Genomic DNA, 2,595 nt, shown 5'->3' on the forward strand with positions numbered 1-2,595 from the left:
CACTTAAAAACGTGGTTTCTGGACGCTACGTCGCGACAGTCGCCAAAGGCCACCACGGCAATGTCATTAATATACCGCAGATAGGGCTCTCTTAACAGCTTCTGCGTATCTCGGCTCAAGCCTCTCCGCGGCTTTTTTCAGCACGTTAAGGACGGTAGCGACGTCGCGGTTCACCCGGTGGCACCTGGGTAGAGGTCTATCCTAGGTCCCAGCGGGAGGGGCATCTCAAAGCCGGAAGGTCAACCCGAGCCTCGAGGTCCGGCGTGCTGGCCCGGGCCAGCCCTATGACCCCGACGGGCAAGGGGGCACCCATGAACCGCCCTGGGGGGAGCCTTCGTTCCACGGGGCGGAGAGGAGGTCGGTGTTGGTGTTGTATACGGTTGTTGGTGTTGGTGTAGTGTTGTGACGGCTACTGCTTTCTTTAGTTTAAATGTGGTGTGGCGTAAGATATTTAAACGCTTCAACTGGGGTTTAGATTATGCGTGGTGTGTCGGAGGTGGTTACCACCGTTATTCTATTAGTAGCAACCGTGGCTCTTTCGGTGGTTGTAGTTTCTACTTTCATGAATCTGGTGTATTCGCCTTCTCAGTCGGCTTTTGTTTTAGAGACGGCGCGGCCTATTTGCAACGCGCGTATTGTCGCCGTGGCGAGGAACGGCTCGGGGAATGCCGTGTTGTACGTCTACAACAGAGGCGAGGCGCCGTGCATCTTTGACAAGGCTTATGCGCTTCAGTCCGGGAGTGTAGTAGGGGCGGTGGCGGTGAGAGCCAGCGTCCCGCCGGGTGGTGTTTTGGAAATTGGGACTGGGCTTCCCTTCAACCTGGCTTATGTTTATAGGCTCACTGGACCTAGGGGAGAGCAGGTGGAGGGTAGGCCATGAGGGGCTTGTCAACGGTGGCGGCGTTTGTTGTATTCCTCACCGCGTTTGCCGTGGTGATGTTTTCAGTGTTTTACTTCTACGGCGTTTTGAGGGAGGCGGCGTTGAGGGGGGTCCAGACAATATACGCTTCCACAGTTCAAGACCGGCCTGTGGAGTTCTACATGAGCGGCGGCGTCTGCGGCATCGGGGGCGGGCCCTATTTCTACTACGTTGTTTTAAGAGACTACGAGGAGGTGCACAGCGGGGGGAGTCTTGTGTGTCCGCCCGGGCCGGGGTTTTACAAATACGTGGGGGTTGAGAGGACTGGGTATTTGGGTTACAGTTTTGTGTACGTGGGCCCCGCGGTTCTCCAGCTTCAGTCTAATATCTCTGTAGTATTGATAAATAGGGTAGGCGACGTCTTCTCTTTTGATCTATACCTCCACGTGTTTAACAACTCTACTGGGTGGTTGCCCTCTAGGTACACGGCTGAGCTCATATACAACAGCACGTTGCTGAGTTGCACCCCGGCGAGCTTCGCGGCGCCAGACGCCGTCGTCAGCCCGGCGGCGTTGCGGGTATACAAACTGGGTACTGTGAGGTGTACTGTAAATTCACGGTTTTCATCCACCATAATTAGGGCCGTGGCTAGGCAGAGCTACGGATCCCACATCTGGGCGGTGGAGATACCCGTCGTGGTGCAGGCTATCAACGCCTCGGCGTGCGGATGCTGCGGATGCCCAGGCGGAGGAGGGGGAGGCGGGAGATGTGGCATTTCTCCACTCAGCGGCGCTAGGCTCAGTGGTTTTAATGAGCTTAACAGCTGGATTGCGGCGTGGGGAGGGGACAGCTCTAATATCGTGGTTGCGGTGAGGCCGGGTATACTGGTGCCAGACTCCACAGGGACGGGGACGGGGCAGTATTATGTGGAGGTAACCGCCCAGGTCGCCGAGCTGATAATCCCCAACGCGACAATACTGCCTGTGGGGATAACAGGTTCAATGCCTAACTTCATAGAGCGGCTAGAGATCCGGGTTGGTTCAAACGTGGTGTATAGAGACGGCACAAGTACGCCTGTACTCCTCCCTTCTGGCAAATACCCGGTAACCGTCTACGTGAGGGCGAAGAGCAACGCGGCCGCCGGTAGCCGAGCGACGCTCACACTAGTATGCGGGTCATCTAATGCATCTCTGACTTTTAGAGTACCGCAGTGGAGCGAATGGGGGATAAAAGTAGACGTGTACAGCGGCACAAACTTCAACACCTACAAAGGCACCTGGTCCGTGGGTAGCATATACTTCTGGCTCAGTGGCAGAAATCCAACTCCTCCGCTGTCTTCTCAGAGTCCTTATTTCACACTCTCAAATCTGAATGATAAGGCGCCGAAGTGGGCGGCGGCGTTGCTTGATCCCTCTGCTACCCAATGGACCTCTTGGTCGCTTAGGTACAGCGGCAGACTGCATCTTCCGTGGAGTAGTTTTAGAGTTGGGGTGTGGCACGACGACGGCGTGAGGGTGACCGTATGCGGCGCTCTTAGAGTAGACTATTGGAGCACCACTCCCCCTCGTTTCGACAGTGGTAGCGGTAGCTGTCCTGCCGCTGGTGTTCACGACGTGGTTGTAGAACACTATGATGCCGGGTATGCGACGGTGCTGTTCTTTGCGGTGGGCCCCATGGACCGCAATGTGGCATATCTCCCCACTATTGATGGTGCTTGGTACTGTAGTAGTTTTGAT

General features: G+C 55.9%; 2 protein-coding genes. Both read left to right on the top strand.

Annotated features, from left to right (window positions below):
* Positions 1-478 precede the first annotated feature (478 nt).
* Positions 479-880, top strand: coding sequence for a hypothetical protein (locus ACP5J3_RS12900; protein ID WP_428496058.1), 402 nt, complete (start codon positions 479-481; stop codon positions 878-880).
* Positions 877-2,595: flagellin biosynthesis protein FlgK (locus tag ACP5J3_RS12905; RefSeq protein ID WP_428496059.1), on the top strand; the 1,719-nt coding region annotated here is incomplete at its 3' end. The genes ACP5J3_RS12900 and ACP5J3_RS12905, both read left to right, overlap by 4 nt.

This window comes from Pyrobaculum sp. (genome assembly GCF_049971835.1).
In the GTDB taxonomy this organism is placed as follows: domain Archaea; phylum Thermoproteota; class Thermoprotei; order Thermoproteales; family Thermoproteaceae; genus Pyrobaculum.

Excerpts from the sequence above, each read along its gene's own strand:
- ACP5J3_RS12900 (WP_428496058.1), top strand. The coding sequence starts at position 479 with ATGCGTGGTGTGTCGGAGGTGGTTACCACCGTTATTCTATTAGTAGCA.